Raw genomic sequence first — 14088 nt, 5'->3', positions numbered from 1 at the left:
CAGTTCAGTGGACTGATCGGGTTTGCGAAAAACCCTACACTCGGCTCAGCAATCGCAAAAAACTCATGAATTCACGAGTTACTTGTGTTGCTGATAATCTTGCGACATCAGACTTATCTCACAAGCACCCACACGAATTGCTTGATTCAACTTGTTAAAGAGCAGTGGTTGCGACCGTGTCGCTAACCGAGGCGCGCATTCTACGCTGTCCTCACATCCTGTCAAGCGTTGATTTGAACTTTTTCGTTTCAACTCAACCACTTGCGCTTGCCTGACCGGTCTAACCAATCTCGGCAGCGGGAGGCGAATCCTACAGCATCCTGAGACGCTGTCAACCCCCTCCGCTTCATTTCGTCATCACCCTGAGGTGAGAGCCAAATGGCGAAGAATCCGTGGACCCCTCGCCCGGTTCAGACCTAAGTGCTTGATTTTCAAGCCGCTTCAGCGTCTGCGCCGGAAGTGGGGCGCATTATAGGGGAGTTTCAGAGCAGGTCAACAGTTATTTTACGATCGAGTTGCAGCGGATCAATTCGGCCATGTCCCTGACCGCCTGCTTGAAGCCGACGAAGACGGCCTGGGCGACGATGGCATGGCCGATGTTCAGTTCGTTGATGCCCGGCAGCGCCGCGATGGGTTGGACATTGTGGTAGTGCAGGCCATGGCCGGCATTGACCACCAGCCCGAGGCCAGTGGCGAATTCCACCGCCTTGGCCAGCCGCTGCAGCTCATGGGCTTGCTCTTCCTGGGTCTCCGCTTCGGCGTAGCGACCGGTGTGGAGTTCGATCACCGGAGCACCACTGTCCTTGGCCGCCTGGATCTGCTGCAGATCGGGATCTATAAAGAGAGATACTTCCGAAGCGGGCAGTGCAGCGATGGCGTCGCGGATACGCTGGACCTGCCCCACTACATCCAGGCCACCTTCGGTGGTCAGTTCTTCCCGGCGTTCGGGCACCAGGCAGACGTGCTCGGGACGGATCTCGCGAGCGAATGCCAGCATTTCAGCCGTCAGGGCCACTTCGAGATTCATGCGGGTCTGCAGGAGGTCACGCAGCAGGCGGACATCCCGCTCCTGGATATGGCGACGGTCCTCGCGCAGATGCAGGGTGATGCCATCCGCCCCCGCCTCTTCGGCGTCCAGCGCCGCCTTGACCGGATCGGGATAGCGGGTACCCCGGGCCTGACGCAGGGTGGCGACATGATCGATGTTGACGCCCAACAGAACTCGACTGAACTCTTTCATGGCTTATTCACTTGGCTTGGCGAACAATTCGCGACTCATGAGGGGTTTGCTGCCCAGGTGCGGCGCCAGGGCCTGGCGCATCAGGCGCTTGGCAGCGCGGACTACCGTAGGATCGTCCCACTCGCCACGCTCCAGTGCCAGGATTTCCGCACCGGCCAGACAACCCGGGCGCACCTCGTCGACGGGCTCGAAGCCCTGGTCCGGAATGAAGCGATAGAGGCGCTGGGCGTCAATGGCCTGGCCATCCAGGGCCAGGGACAGCGAGAAGCCATAGCCCAGCAGATCAAGCAGACGCCATTCGAAGGTGCGCAGCAGGGGTTCGACAGGACGACCCTGGGCTAGGGCAGCGAGGGTCAGACCATAGAGCTCGAAGAGGGCGGGATAGGGATCTTCGGCGGGTAGCAGCCTGACCAGCAGCTCATTGAGATAGAAGCCACTGAATAGCGCCTGCCCCTGGAGTAGAAAAGGCGGCGCCAGGGCCGCCACCTTCTGCAGATTCTTCAGCTCCCCGCGCCCGCTGAGCTGGGCTTCGAGGGGAATGAAGGGCCTGGCCAGACTTCCGGAACGGGAGCGGGCCGCGCGCAACACCGTGCGGACCCGGCCGAAGGCGCCGAACACATCCACCAGCGCACTGCTTTCCCGATAGGGGCGCGCATGCAGGACGAACAGCGGCTCAGACGCCTGCATCGCTAGAGGTCGGAGTAACCCAGAGAGCGCAGGGCGCGCTCGTCATCGGACCAGCCGCCTTTGACCTTGACCCAGAGATTGAGCATGACCTTGGCGTCGAACAGGGTTTCCATGTCCTGGCGGGCTTCCTGGCCGATGCGCTTGATGCGCTCGCCAGCCTGACCGATGAGGATCTTCTTCTGACCATCGCGCTCGACCAGGATCAGGCCATGGATGTGCAACACTCCGTTCTCGTACTTGAATTCCTCGATCTCGACGGCGACCTGATAGGGCAATTCCGCCCCCAACTGACGCATGATCTTTTCGCGAATCAACTCGGCCGCCAGGAAGCGACTGGATCTGTCGGTGATCTGGTCTTCGGGGAAGAAGTGGTCGCCTTCCGGTAGGCGCTCGGCCACCAGCTCTTCAAGGGCATCGAGATTGTGGCCGTGCTGGGCGGAAACCGGAATGAGCGTCGCTTCCGGCAGCTGCTCCTGCAGCCATTGCAGGTGCGGCAGCATGTCGGCCTTGTCTTCCAGGCGATCCATCTTGTTGACGGCGAGCAGCACCGGGCACTTCACGAAGCGGACCCGCTCCAGCACCATCTGGTCTTCGTCGGTCCAGCGGGTACGGTCGACCACGAACACCACGACATCCACATCGCGCAGGGCGGTGACGGCCGTCTTGTTCATGAAGCGGTTGAGCGCCTTCTGGTTTTCCTTGTGCAGACCAGGGGTATCCACATAGATGGTCTGCACCTCACCCTCGGTCTTGATGCCGAGCATGTTGTGCCGGGTCGTCTGCGGCTTGCGCGAGGTGATGGCCAGCTTCTGTCCGAGGATATGGTTGAGCAGCGTGGACTTGCCGACGTTGGGGCGACCCACGATGGCTACGTAGCCGCAGCGCGATGCCTTCAGCTCATCATTCATGACCATTCTCCACGCCCAGGGCGATCAAGGCCGCCGAGGCAGCTATCTGTTCGGCGATGCGGCGACTGACGCCCTGCCCCGTCGTTTTCTCATTGAGCATGGCGATCTCGCATTCGACGAAGAAGACCCGGCAATGGGGCTCTCCTTCGATGGCGACCACCTCGTAGCGCGGCAGGTCGCAGGCGCGTGCCTGGAGGAACTCCTGCAGCCGGGTCTTGGGATCCTTGTTGGTATCCACCGGCGTCAACTCGCGTAGTTGCGGCCCGAGCCAGGCCATGACCCGATCCTTGGCGGCGTCCATGCCGGCATCCAGATAGATGCCGCCAATCAGAGCTTCCATGGCATCGGCGAGGATGGATTCGCGGCGAAAGCCACCGCTCTTGAGTTCACCGGAGCCCAGGCGCAGGTAATCACCCAGTTCGAAACTGCGAGCCAGCAGCGCCAGGGTCTCGCCCTTCACCAACTTGGCCCGCAGACGGGACAGCTGACCTTCGCGGGCCTGAGGGAAGTGATCGTAGAGGGCTTCGCCGATGATGAAGTTGAGGATGGCGTCGCCGAGAAATTCCAGGCGTTCGTTGTTGCGACCGGCAAAGCTGCGGTGCGTGAGGGCGAGCAGCATCAGGTCCGGGTCCTTGAAGGTATAACCCAGCCGACGCTCGAGGCGATCTAGAGATAAAGTCACGGGAGATTTATACGGAAATCACGATTGAAACGAACGACCAGATCGATGTTGCGGATCAGGTGTTCACGTTTTTCATAGTCGAGGTGGATCTGCAGGTGATTGCCTTCGGCTTCGACGCGCATGGCCTTTTGCAGATCGAGATCACGGATGTCGTTTACCTGCATCCCCTTCCCCACATAGCTGTAGACGTCGGACACGCTGCGAATCTGGTTATCGGGATTGTCGCCGATGGATTCGATGACCTTGGTCAGAGCATTGTAGTCCAGGTAATGGGGCGCGAGTTTCATGGCCGTACTGGCCAGGAAAGCGATGATGCAGAGTGCGAGCAGACCACCGAGAAACGACAGCCCCTGCTGACGCGACGGACGACCAGGCACTCTGCGTTCATTCATCTGATGATACCTATGCGAGACAGGGTGGGCATGCTCTGCAGCTTGGGCTCCGGCCAGCTCAGCCAGACGGCGAAGGCCTTGCCGACGATGTTGCGGTCGGGAACCATGCCGAGCAGGTCACGGGGAATACTGGGATCGTCCCAGTAGCGACTATCGTTGGAGTTGTCGCGGTTGTCACCCATCATGAAGTAGTGACCGGCAGGCACCTTCCACTCATGGTCGGGTTCCACGCGGTAGCGGGTCATCTCTTCGCGAATCAGGTGCTCGGCCTTGCCCAGTTGTTCCTTGAACAGCTTGACGCTGCCCAGCGAACCCGGCTCGTCGCCCACCAGCTCCTCGCTGACGCGCTGGCCGTTGACGTACAGCTGCTTGTCGCTGGTGTAGCGGATGGTATCCCCCGGCACACCGATGACGCGCTTGATGTAGTTGACGCTGGGATCGCTAGGATAGCGGAACACCATGACGTCACCACGCTGGGGATCGCCGATCGGGATGACCTTGAGATCGATCACCGGCAGGCGAATGCCATAGGCGAATTTGTTCACCAGGATGAAATCGCCCACTTCCAGGGTCGGCTTCATGGAGCCCGACGGAATCTGGAAGGGCTCAACCAGGAACGACCTCAGGATCAGCACGATGGCGAGGACGGGAAAGAAGGACTTTCCGTACTCGACCAGCGCCGGCTCCTTGTTCAACTGCTCCAGTACCGCCGGATCGGGCTCGCTGACCTGCTGCCCGTAGGTCTGGATCGCCTTGCGACGACGCGGTGCGAGCACCAGCAGGTCGATGAGGGCCAGGGCGCCGCAGACGGCGACCGCGAGAACCAGCAACAGAGGGAAGTTCAAAGACATGGGCTTCAGCTATCCACCTTGAGCACGGCCAGGAAGGCCTCCTGAGGAATCTCCACGCTACCGACTTGCTTCATGCGCTTCTTGCCCGCCTTCTGCTTTTCCAGCAGCTTGCGCTTACGGGAGACGTCACCGCCGTAGCACTTGGCCAGAACGTTCTTGCGCAGCGCCTTGACGGTGGTACGGGCGACGATCTGACCGCCAATCGCCGCCTGGATCGCCACGTCGAACATCTGCCTGGGAATCAATTCCTTCATCTTCTCGGTCAGGGCGCGACCCTTGTAGTGCGCCTTGTCACGATGGACGATCAGGGCCAGGGCGTCGACCTTCTCGCCGTTGATGAGGACATCGAGCTTGACCAGGCTGGCGGCTTCGAAGCGATCGAAGCTGTAGTCCAGCGAGGCATAGCCACGGCTCACCGACTTGAGGCGGTCGAAGAAGTCCAGCACCACCTCGTTCATCGGCAGGTCGTAGCTGACCTGCACCTGGCTGCTGAGGAACTGCATGTCGCGCTGGACGCCACGCTTCTCGATGCACAGGGTGATGACGTTGCCCAGGTGCTCCTGGGGCACCAGGATATTGGCGCGGACGATGGGCTCGCGCATCTCGGCGACGGAGGCCAGGTCCGGCAGCTTCGACGGGTTGTCGACATAGATGGTGCTGCCATCCTTGAGCACCACCTCGAAGACCACGGTCGGCGCGGTGGTGATGAGGTCGAGATCGTATTCGCGTTCCAGGCGCTCCTGGATGATCTCCATGTGCAGCATGCCGAGGAAGCCGATGCGGAAGCCGAAGCCGAGGGCCTCGGAGCTTTCCGGCTCGTATTGCAGGGCCGCGTCGTTGAGGGTGAGCTTCTGCAGCGCTTCGCGGAAGTCCTCGAAGTCATCGGAGCTGACCGGGAACAGACCGGCGTAGACCTGCGGCTTGACCCGCTGGAAGCCCGGCAGCATGGCCACGTCGGGGGTGGCACTGAGGGTCAGGGTATCGCCGACCGGGGCACCGAGAATTTCCTTGATGCCGGCGATGATGAAGCCCACTTCACCGGCCTTCAGATCGGGCATTTCGGTGTGCTTGGGCGAGAAGACGCCGACGCTGTCGACCTGGTGCACCTTGCCGGTGGACTTGACCAGGATCTTGTCGCCCTTCTTGACCCGCCCGTGCTTGACGCGCACCAGCGAGACGACGCCCAGGTAGTTGTCGAACCAGGAATCGATGATCAGCGCCTGCAGGGGCGCGTCGATTTCCCCTTCGGGCGGCGGGATGACCTTGACCAGTTGCTCCAGCACCTCGGGTACGCCCATGCCGCTCTTGGCGCTGCAGGGCACGGCGTCGGTGGCGTCGATGCCGATGATGTGCTCGATCTCGGCCTTGACCTTGTCCGGCTCGGCCTGGGGCAGGTCCATCTTGTTCAGCACCGGCATGACCTCGAGGCCCTGCTCAATGGCGGTGTAGCAGTTGGCGACCGACTGGGCTTCCACGCCCTGGCCCGCATCCACCACCAGCAGCGCGCCTTCGCAGGCGGCCAGCGAACGGCTGACTTCGTAGGTGAAGTCGACGTGGCCGGGGGTATCGATGAAGTTGAGCTGGTAGGTCTTGCCGTCCTGAGCCTTGTAGTACAGCGTGACGCTGTGGGCCTTGATGGTGATGCCGCGCTCGCGCTCGAGATCCATGGAATCCAGGACCTGGGCCTCCATTTCTCGGTCGCTCAAACCACCACAGATCTGGATGAACCGATCCGCAAGCGTCGACTTGCCGTGATCGATGTGGGCGATGATGGAGAAATTGCGGATATGGCTCAGATCACTCACGAATCAGCACTCGAATAGCCAGCAGCGGAACATCCGCCGGGAAAATAGCGGGGGAGTTTACCTGAATGCGGCAAACAAGGGGACTCGCGCCGTTCGAGCGGACAAAAAGAAGGGGCAGTCACCTGCCCCCACTCCCCTACCCGGTCCTTACTTGCCTGGCAGCTTGAAGGTGATGAAGCTGGCGCGGCCCTCGCGCACCACGCGCATCGAGATGGAGCGACCCGCCGGCAGTGCCGAGGTGATCTTCTCGAAGGCCGTGGCGGATTCGATGGGCTGGTTGTTCAGATGGGTGATGACATCGCCCGGACGCAGACCGATGGCCGCGGCGGGACCGTCGCCACTGAGCTTGTTAATGACCACACCGCTCTGGATATCCATGGTCTTCTTCTGCTCGGCGGTCAGGTTGGCCACGGCGATCCCCAGGCGATTGCTGGCCCGATCGGAACCGCGTTCGCCACCGGACGTGGCCTGGTCGTCCTTGGGCATGTCGCCCACGGTGACGCTGAGGTTCTGCCGCTTGCCTTCGCGGATGACCTCCATGTCGGCCTTGGCGCCCGGCTTGAGGTTGCCGATCAGGTGCGGCAGGTCGGCGGATTCCTCGATCTTCTGGCCGTTGACCGAGAGGATGACGTCGCCGACCTTGATGCCGCTCTTGGCTGCCGGGCCGTCGTCCAGAATCTGGGCGACCAGGGCACCGGCCGGACGATCCAGGCCGAAGGACTCGGCGAGATCCTTGTCCACTTCCTGGATGACCACACCGAGCCAGCCACGGCTGACCTTGCCTTCGGTCTTCAGCTGATTGGCCACGTTCATGGCCACGTCGATCGGGATGGCGAAGGACAGCCCCATGAAGCCACCGGAGCGGGTGAAGATCTGCGAGTTGATCCCGACCACCTCACCCTTGAGGTTGAACAGCGGGCCACCGGAGTTGCCCGGATTGATGGCAACGTCGGTCTGGATGAAGGGCACGTAGCTTTCGTTGGGTAGGCTACGGCCCTTGGCGCTGACGATACCGGCGGTGACCGAATGATCGAAGCCGAAGGGCGAGCCGATGGCCAATACCCATTCGCCGACCTTCAATTGATCGGAGCTGCCCAGCTTGAGGGTGGGCAGATCTTTGGCATCGATCTTCAGCAGGGCCACGTCGGTACGGGGATCCGCGCCGATCAGCTTGGCCGTGTGATCGCTGCGATCGGAGAGACGCACCAGGATCTCGTCGGCATCGGCGACCACGTGGTTATTGGTCAGGATGTAGCCATCGGCAGAGATGATGAAGCCGGAACCCAGCGACTGGGCCTGCTCCTGCTTGCCACGGGGACTGCGCGGCATTTGCGGAATGCTGCGCTCGAAGAATTCACGGATGCCCGGCGGCAGACCTTCCAGGTCCGGCATGGTCATGGCGCCAGCGCCGCGACCTTCGGGAATTTTCTGTCGGGTGCTGATATTGACGACCGCGGGAGACGCTGCCTCGACCAGGCCGGTGAAATCCGGCAGATCGGCCCGAGCCATGGCCGTCAGTCCCATCAGCCAGAGCCCCATCAGGGCCGCCGTGTAATGCTTTAGATTGCGCATGCGCATGCAGCTCCACTCTATCCAATGACTTGAACACATCGCTGGCGACCAGCCCTTCCCGGATGGGAGGCATAGTCAGTGACGACTGGCAGCAGAAATAGCACGCCCTTGCTGAACGATAGCTTTCGAAGCTTTTTTGCGACCTGGTCGAAAATCCTTCAGGCAAAAAAAGGGCACCTGAAGCTTAACTCCAGGCGCCCTTTCTGCGGTGAGACCAGCGAATCAACGCTGGGCAGGAACATCCTGCTTTTCACCAACCGCCGGCTGATCAGCCTTGGCTTCGGCGTTGGCCTTGGTGCTTTCTTCGCTGAAGCTGGCCAGTACGGCCGGGCTACGCGCAGGTTGCGGCACGGTCAGCTGGCTCGGCGCCTGCTGGGCCAGACCCTGGGTAGAGACGTCAGACTGATTGTACATCCGCACACCCGCTAGTACGGCGAAGGTCACCGACGCGGCAACCGCGACACGACCCAGGCTCGACCAGCGACCCTTGCTGACCTGAGCAGCAACGGGCGCTGCCAGGGCTGCGGCGACCTCATCACGCTCCAGCGTGGTGGTAACGCCCTTGGCGATGTCCAGATTCGGCATCATGGGCTCGCCGCGAATCACGGCGCTGACCATGGCGTAGCGCGACCAGGTGGCGCGCAATTCCGGGTCCTTGCTGACCTCGGCGATGACACGCCGGGTTTCGAATTCGTCCGCTTCGTTATCCATAACAGCGGACAGGGATTCCAGCAGGGCTTCACGACTCATACGTATTACCTCTCTAAAAGCTGTCGCCGCTGTCTATGCATCACGCAGCAGGGGCTGCAATGCTTTGTCTATCGCTTCCCGAGCTCGGAAAATCCGAGACCGGACCGTTCCAACCGGACACTGCATGACATTAGCAATGTCTTCGTAGCTGAGGCCTTCGAACTCACGAAGGGTCAGCGCGGTACGCAGATCTTCCGGGAGTTGCTGGATGGTACGGTGCACGGTGGCCTCGATCTCATCCCGCAAGAGGGACCGCTCTGGGGACTCGATATCCTTTAGAGCATGGTCGCCTTCATAAAATTCCGCATCTTCGGCACTGACGTCGCTGTCCGGTGGACGACGACCCCGGGCAACCAGATGGTTTTTCGCCGTGTTGATGGCGATGCGATAAAGCCAGGTGTAGAAAGCGCTATCACCGCGGAAGTTCCCGAGCGCGCGATAGGCCTTGATAAAAGCCTCCTGAGCGACGTCCTGGGCTTCCTGGGTATCGTGGACGAAACGCACGATCAGACCGAGGATCTTGTGCTGATACTTGAGCACCAGCAGGTCGAAGGCACGCTTGTCACCACGCTGGACGCGCTCGACAAGTTGTTGATCCTGCTCCTGGGTGGGCAGGGCTTGCTTGCTGTCCTTGGCTTGCAGCTCTTTATCGTCCTTGCTTTCACTATCGACGCGCGCTGCTAGACTGGGCTGTTGCACGAAAGTTCTCCCCTCCACAGCAGTTGATGAGCGAGCACTAATATGGCTGCTGATCGCTCCTGGGTGTCACTGATTTAGCTTTGGCAGATGGCTCATTCTCGTCTGGGCATTCCCGCCGCACGGATGAGCAATTATCTGTACATAGACCCTGCTCCACGCCCGCGAGTTCCCTGCTCGATGCCGCGCGATGGCTATGCCGTCAGCCGCCTTGTTCCTATACTCGCCGTCTCGGTGAGAAGGAAACGTCATGGCGCGTCATCTGGAATTCGATGTCCTGGTAATCGGCAGCGGCGCCGCGGGCCTGACGCTCGCGCTCAATCTGCCGGCGACGCTGTCGATCGCGGTCTTGAGCAAAGGCGAATTGGCGCAAGGCTCGACCTATTGGGCCCAGGGTGGCGTCGCCGCCGTGCTGGACGAGGGCGATACCGTCGAGGCGCACGTGCAGGATACCCTAATCGCGGGCGCCGGACTGTGTGACGAAGGGGCCGTGCGCTTCACCGTCGAGCACAGTCGCGAGGCCATGCAGTGGCTGATCGACCAGGGCGTGCCCTTCACTCGCGAACAGGACACCGGCAAGGGCGGCCTGGGCTTTCACCTGACCCGTGAAGGCGGCCACAGCCACCGACGCATCATTCACGCCGCCGATGCCACCGGCATGGCCATCTTCGACACCCTGCTGCGCATCGCCGAAGGCCGCCCCAACATCCAGCTGCTCAGCCAGCGCGTGGCGGTGGATCTGATCACCACGGAAAAGCTCGGCCGGCCGGGCGCCCGTTGCCTGGGCGCCTATGTGCTCGACCGGACCAGCGATCAGGTGGACACCCTGCACGCACGCTTCACGGTGCTGGCTACCGGCGGGGCCAGCAAGGCCTACCTCTATAGCACCAACCAGGACAGCGCCAGCGGCGACGGTATCGCCATGGCCTGGCGCGCCGGCTGCTCGGTGGCCAACCTGGAATTCAACCAGTTCCATCCCACCTGCCTCTATCACCCCCATGCGCGGAGCTTTCTGATCACCGAAGCCCTGCGTGGCGAGGGCGCGGTGTTGCGCCTGCCCGATGGCGAACGCTTCATGCCGCGCTTCGACCCCCGCGCCGATCTGGCACCGCGGGACGTGGTGGCCCGCGCCATCGACCATGAGATGAAGCGCCTGGGCGTCGACTGCGTCTTCCTCGATATCAGCCACAAGCCGGCGGACTTCGTGCAGGAGCACTTTCCCACGGTCCATCGGCGCTGCCTGGAGCTGGGCATCGACATTACCCGCGATCCGATCCCGGTGGTACCGGCGGCGCACTACACCTGTGGCGGCGTGCGGGTCGATGCGCATGGGCGCACGGATCTCGCCGGCCTCTACGCCATCGGCGAGACCAGCTGCACCGGTCTGCATGGGGCCAATCGCATGGCCAGCAATTCGTTGCTGGAGTGCTTCGTCTATGCCCGCTCGGCGGCGCTGGACATCCAGGCGCAGGAGGCCGAGATCGTCATGCCGCGCGACCTGCCCGACTGGGATGCCAGCCAGGTGACGGACTCCGACGAGGACGTGGTGATCGCCCACAACTGGGACGAACTGCGGCGCTTCATGTGGGACTACGTCGGCATCGTGCGTACCACCAAGCGCCTGGTGCGCGCCCGCCATCGCATCCGGCTGCTGATGGACGAGATCGACGAGTTCTATAGCAACTATAGAGTCAGTCGCGACCTGATCGAGTTGCGCAACCTGGCGCAGGTGGCGGAGCTGATCATCGAGAGCGCCCTTGCCCGCCAGGAAAGTCGCGGCCTGCATTTCACCCTGGACTATCCGCAGCTCGCCAGCGACGCCGCCCGGGACACTATTCTGGTGCCGCGAACCGGCGCGGGGCGAAGCGAAGCCTGACCCGCAGGCGGCGATGGGCGTCCGCGGTCAGGCTGTCACGGGCGATGCAGAGACTGCGAGTGAGTCTTTCGCCAGGCAGGCGATAGCGTAGGACCACCAGCAGCGGCAATGCCAGGCTGTCCGGGCATAATTGCACAGCCTGCCAGCCACTGGCCGGCGACCAGAGCTGCCACCCCTCGGCGCCATGCCGCAGCCGCCGCGGAACCTCGGGATAGCGCTGCTGGAGCTGCCGCTGGCGCACACGCTGCCAGGACCAGAGCACCAGCAGCGTCAGGAGAGCTTTGAGCGTCCAGGGAATGGCCGTCAGCCAGGGGCTGATCCCTGCAGCGAACGCTGCTACGGCATGCAGCCGCAGGAGGCCCGCCGAGGCGCTCCAGCGGCATTCGAAGGGCTCAAGCCGGCTGGACACGGTCCAGGATCATGCGCACGATGATCTGCAGGTCGGCGTCTTCCGGTTCGCCGCGCTGCATGAACCAGTGGAACATGTCCTGATCCTCGCACTCGAGCAGCTTGCGATAGCGCGCCTGGTCTTCGCCAGTCAGGGAGGAATAGACCTCCTTGACGAAGGGCACCAACAACACATCCAGCTCCAGCATGCCGCGGCGGCTGTGCCAGTACAATCTATTGAGTTCGGTAGCTTCGGTACTCATGGGGACTCCTGCGACAATCGGCGCAGTATAAGCCTGAAGCGCCCCATCGCGCAGTGCGCCTGACATTCACCCTGGGCGCGCCTATGATGAGCGGCTTCACTCGACACGGAGCTGCAGCCGCAATGGCCAACTCGCCGTATTTCTGCCGCTTGACCCACGAAGGCGTCCTGGCCATCCGCGGGGTCGATGCGACCAAGTTTCTCCAGGGGCAGCTGACCTGCAACCTCAATTATCTCGCTGACGACCAGGCCGGTCTGGGCGGTCGCTGCACGCCCAAGGGCCGTCTGGTCTCCAGCTTCCGCATCGTCAAGCAGGCCGACGGCTATCTGTTGGCGATGGCCGCGGAACTGGTCGAGCCACTGCTGACCGATCTGAAGAAATATGCGGTCTTCTCCAAGTCGACGCTCGCGGATGAAAGCGCCCAATGGCAACGCCTCGGGCTCTCGGCTGCGGGCTTCGCCAGTGCCTATCCCGACATCGCGCTGGGTGACCAGGCCAATGCCGTGGTTACTCTCGAGGGCGGCTTCGCCGTGCGCCTGGAGGACGGCCGCGTCGAAGTCTGGCGGGCGGCGGACGCAGGCGTGCCCGCGCTGCCGGAAGTCGGGCTGGAGGTCTGGCTGCTGGCGCAGGTGCGGGCCGGCGTGGGCCAGCTGTTCGGCGCGACCCGCGAGCTGTTCGTCCCGCAGATGATCAACCTGCAGGCCCTGGATGGCGTGAGCTTTCGCAAGGGTTGCTATACCGGCCAGGAGATCGTCGCGCGCATGCAGTACCTGGGCAAGCTCAAGCGGCGTCTCTATCGCCTGGCCGGCAGCGACCAGCCCCCTGCCGTGGGCACCGAGCTGTTCTCGCCAGTCCATGGCAGCAGCGTGGGCGAGGTGGTACTGGCCGCGCCAAGCGCCGAGGGTTGCGAGTTCCTGGCCGTGCTGCAGGGCGATGCCGTGGCGGATGGGCGCATCGCCCTGGGCAGCTCGGACGGGCCAAACTGCCGTTTACTCGATTTGCCCTACTCTCTCGACAGCGATCGTGAAATAAAGCGCTGAAGGTTGGGATCGCCTTTTCCGCTCCTCACACAGGTATGTCATGACTCCTCTTGCTGAAAAAGTTGTTCAGGATCTTCTCCACGCGATAGACACGGACCGCGTAGTGCTGCCCACCCTTCCCGAGGTGGCCCTGAAGGTCAGAGAAGCGGCCGAAGACCCCAACGTGGGCGTCGCCGAGCTGAGTCGGGTGATCGCCATGGACGCAGCCCTGACGGCGCGCTTGATCAAGGTGGTCAACAGCCCGCTGCTGCGCACCAGCAAGGAGATCACCGACCTGCAGATGGCGGTCGGACGCCTGGGCATCAACTACACGGCGAATCTGGCCACGGGTCTGGCCATGCAGCAGATGTTCCAGGCCACCAGCGACGCCGTGGATCGCAAGATGCGCGAGGTCTGGAGCCAGGGCACCGAGATCGCCGCCATCAGCCATGCGCTGTGCAAGAGGTACACCCGCCTGATGGCCGACCGCGCCCTGCTCGCCGGCCTAGTGCACCAGATCGGCGTGCTGCCGATCCTGACCTATGCCGAAGAGCAGGAAGAACTGCTGGCCAACGCCATCACCCTCGATCAGGTGACCGCGCGCATCCATCCGCAGATCGGCGAACGCATCCTCAAGGTCTGGGATTTCCCGGCCGACATCGCCTGCGTGCCCCGCGAATACCTGGCGCTGGAGCGTCAGCCCGCCGCGGCCGACTATGCCGATATCGTGCAGGTCGCCTCGCAGCTGCACGCGCAGCGTCAGGGTCAGCAGGAGAGCTCGGTCCAGACGCTGCCCGCCGGCATCCGCATGGGGCTGAACAATCAGCCGGACCCCGCTCAGGATCCGGCCTTCTGGGACGCGGTGGAACAGTCGCGCACCCTGCTCGGCTGAGCCTAGGCCTGTCTGAAAAGTCGCCGAGCGGAGGTCAGGCAAGGCAAAAATCCGTGAGGAAGCGGACC

General features: G+C 62.5%; 15 protein-coding genes. 3 read left to right on the top strand and 12 right to left on the bottom strand.

Annotation, left to right across the window (positions count from 1 at the left end):
- Positions 1-499: 499 nt before the first annotated feature.
- From pdxJ to rpoE, 10 genes are all read right to left on the bottom strand, one after another.
- Positions 500-1240 carry a pyridoxine 5'-phosphate synthase gene (pdxJ, locus tag FEZ61_RS19825; RefSeq protein WP_173150148.1) on the bottom strand — a complete coding sequence of 247 codons (741 nt, stop codon included), beginning with the start codon at positions 1238-1240 and terminating at the stop codon, positions 500-502.
- Positions 1241-1243: 3 nt separating this feature from the next.
- On the bottom strand, positions 1244-1927 hold the full coding sequence (gene recO, locus FEZ61_RS19820; RefSeq protein ID WP_093253803.1) for a DNA repair protein RecO: 684 nt from the start codon (positions 1925-1927) through the stop codon (positions 1244-1246).
- Positions 1928-1929: 2 nt separating this feature from the next.
- Positions 1930-2835, bottom strand: coding sequence for a GTPase Era (era, locus tag FEZ61_RS19815; RefSeq protein WP_017640152.1), 906 nt, complete (start codon positions 2833-2835; stop codon positions 1930-1932).
- The gene (gene rnc, locus FEZ61_RS19810; protein WP_064307342.1) at positions 2828-3517 is read right to left on the bottom strand and encodes a ribonuclease III; all 690 of its coding nucleotides are present in this window, start codon (positions 3515-3517) and stop codon (positions 2828-2830) included. Before rnc ends, era begins: the two co-directional genes overlap by 8 nt.
- A complete protein-coding gene (locus FEZ61_RS19805; protein ID WP_017640150.1) occupies positions 3514-3909 on the bottom strand; it encodes a DUF4845 domain-containing protein in 396 nt (131 codons plus the stop codon). Before FEZ61_RS19805 ends, rnc begins: the two co-directional genes overlap by 4 nt.
- Positions 3906-4760: a signal peptidase I gene (gene lepB, locus FEZ61_RS19800; RefSeq protein WP_173150146.1), complete on the bottom strand. Its 855-nt coding sequence runs from the start codon at positions 4758-4760 to the stop codon at positions 3906-3908. The genes FEZ61_RS19805 and lepB overlap by 4 nt, the downstream gene beginning before the upstream one ends.
- A 5-nt stretch (positions 4761-4765) precedes the next feature.
- Positions 4766-6565, bottom strand: coding sequence for a translation elongation factor 4 (gene lepA, locus FEZ61_RS19795; protein WP_017640148.1), 1800 nt, complete (start codon positions 6563-6565; stop codon positions 4766-4768).
- Positions 6566-6712: 147 nt separating this feature from the next.
- On the bottom strand, positions 6713-8137 hold the full coding sequence (locus tag FEZ61_RS19790) for a DegQ family serine endoprotease (RefSeq protein ID WP_026083737.1): 1425 nt from the start codon (positions 8135-8137) through the stop codon (positions 6713-6715).
- 222 nt (positions 8138-8359) lie between these two features.
- On the bottom strand, positions 8360-8887 hold the full coding sequence (locus FEZ61_RS19785) for an RseA family anti-sigma factor (RefSeq protein ID WP_173150144.1): 528 nt from the start codon (positions 8885-8887) through the stop codon (positions 8360-8362).
- A gap of 33 nt (positions 8888-8920) precedes the next feature.
- Complete coding sequence (rpoE, locus tag FEZ61_RS19780; RefSeq protein ID WP_026083736.1) at positions 8921-9502, bottom strand: RNA polymerase sigma factor RpoE; 582 nt, start codon at positions 9500-9502, stop codon at positions 8921-8923.
- Between the two features lie 331 nt (positions 9503-9833).
- Between rpoE and nadB the strand changes: the two genes are divergently transcribed.
- Positions 9834-11459 (top strand): L-aspartate oxidase, encoded by a 1626-nt coding sequence (gene nadB / locus FEZ61_RS19775; RefSeq protein WP_017640143.1) that lies wholly within the window; start codon positions 9834-9836, stop codon positions 11457-11459.
- On the opposite strand, the gene FEZ61_RS19770 is transcribed toward nadB, so the two are convergent.
- Both FEZ61_RS19770 and FEZ61_RS19765 read right to left on the bottom strand, forming a co-directional pair.
- Entirely contained in the window at positions 11416-11868 is a 453-nt protein-coding gene (locus FEZ61_RS19770; RefSeq protein ID WP_017640142.1) for a protein YgfX, read from the bottom strand. The two genes, nadB and FEZ61_RS19770, sit on opposite strands and share 44 nt — an antisense overlap.
- A complete protein-coding gene (locus FEZ61_RS19765; RefSeq protein WP_017640141.1) occupies positions 11852-12109 on the bottom strand; it encodes a succinate dehydrogenase assembly factor 2 in 258 nt (85 codons plus the stop codon). Before FEZ61_RS19765 ends, FEZ61_RS19770 begins: the two co-directional genes overlap by 17 nt.
- A 122-nt stretch (positions 12110-12231) precedes the next feature.
- Between FEZ61_RS19765 and FEZ61_RS19760 the strand changes: the two genes are divergently transcribed.
- Positions 12232-13149, top strand: coding sequence for a folate-binding protein YgfZ (locus tag FEZ61_RS19760; protein WP_173150142.1), 918 nt, complete (start codon positions 12232-12234; stop codon positions 13147-13149).
- A 40-nt stretch (positions 13150-13189) separates the two neighbouring features.
- A complete protein-coding gene (locus FEZ61_RS19755) occupies positions 13190-14020 on the top strand; it encodes an HDOD domain-containing protein (RefSeq protein ID WP_173150140.1) in 831 nt (276 codons plus the stop codon).
- Positions 14021-14088: the final 68 nt, after the last annotated feature.

This window comes from Pseudomonas sp. MS15a(2019) (assembly GCF_013277805.1).
GTDB lineage: Bacteria > Pseudomonadota > Gammaproteobacteria > Pseudomonadales > Pseudomonadaceae > Chryseomonas > Chryseomonas benzopyrenica.
This window is presented reverse-complemented; position numbering and strand designations above follow the sequence as displayed.

What these genes read in the sequence shown, in the direction of transcription:
- pdxJ (WP_173150148.1), bottom strand. Translation starts at nt 1,240, where the DNA reads ATGAAAGAGTTCAGTCGAGTTCTGTTGGGCGTCAACATCGATCATGTC.
- recO (WP_093253803.1), bottom strand. Translation starts at nt 1,927, where the DNA reads ATGCAGGCGTCTGAGCCGCTGTTCGTCCTGCATGCGCGCCCCTATCGG.
- era (WP_017640152.1), bottom strand. Translation starts at nt 2,835, where the DNA reads ATGAATGATGAGCTGAAGGCATCGCGCTGCGGCTACGTAGCCATCGTG.
- FEZ61_RS19805 (WP_017640150.1), bottom strand. Translation starts at nt 3,909, where the DNA reads ATGAATGAACGCAGAGTGCCTGGTCGTCCGTCGCGTCAGCAGGGGCTG.
- lepB (WP_173150146.1), bottom strand. Translation starts at nt 4,760, where the DNA reads ATGTCTTTGAACTTCCCTCTGTTGCTGGTTCTCGCGGTCGCCGTCTGC.
- FEZ61_RS19790 (WP_026083737.1), bottom strand. Translation starts at nt 8,137, where the DNA reads ATGCGCAATCTAAAGCATTACACGGCGGCCCTGATGGGGCTCTGGCTG.
- FEZ61_RS19785 (WP_173150144.1), bottom strand. Translation starts at nt 8,887, where the DNA reads ATGAGTCGTGAAGCCCTGCTGGAATCCCTGTCCGCTGTTATGGATAAC.
- nadB (WP_017640143.1), top strand. Translation starts at nt 9,834, where the DNA reads ATGGCGCGTCATCTGGAATTCGATGTCCTGGTAATCGGCAGCGGCGCC.
- FEZ61_RS19765 (WP_017640141.1), bottom strand. Translation starts at nt 12,109, where the DNA reads ATGAGTACCGAAGCTACCGAACTCAATAGATTGTACTGGCACAGCCGC.
- FEZ61_RS19760 (WP_173150142.1), top strand. Translation starts at nt 12,232, where the DNA reads ATGGCCAACTCGCCGTATTTCTGCCGCTTGACCCACGAAGGCGTCCTG.
- FEZ61_RS19755 (WP_173150140.1), top strand. Translation starts at nt 13,190, where the DNA reads ATGACTCCTCTTGCTGAAAAAGTTGTTCAGGATCTTCTCCACGCGATA.